Annotated in this window: 1 protein-coding gene; it reads right to left on the reverse strand. The window is 75.2% G+C overall.

Annotated features, from left to right (window positions below):
• Window positions 1–420, reverse strand: a 420-nt coding sequence (ureB, locus tag G3I40_RS16505; RefSeq protein ID WP_164302912.1) for an urease subunit beta, incomplete at both ends; no start/stop codon positions are given.

Here is a 420-nt window from a genome sequence, read left to right on the forward strand (position 1 = left end):
GGCGCGTCCAGCGGCCCGTCGACGAGTCCGGCGAACCCGATGGCCACGCGCGCGCCGCCGATCGGCACGAGCCCGACCTCGGCGCTCTCGCCGGGCCCGAACCGCACGGACGAACCGGCGGGCACCGCGAGCCGCATCCCGTAGGCCCGCTCCCGTACGAAGTCCAGGCGCGGGTTGGCCTCGAAGAAGTGGAAGTGGGAGGTGACGGAGACGGGGACGGCCGCGGTGTTGGTGACGGTGAGCGTCACCTCCGGTTCCCGTACCGGGTGTTCGGGGCCGGGCAGCAGGGCGCCCGGCGCCCGCTCGCCGAGCCCGCCGCCGATCGGGTCGCTCACCACGGCGAGCCGCGAGCCGTCGTCGAAGACCGCCTCGACGTGTACCTCGGTGACGACGTCGGCGACGCCGGGCAGCACGTCGTCC

The sequence above is a fragment of the Streptomyces sp. SID14478 genome (assembly GCF_010548525.1).
Lineage (GTDB): Bacteria > Actinomycetota > Actinomycetes > Streptomycetales > Streptomycetaceae > Streptomyces.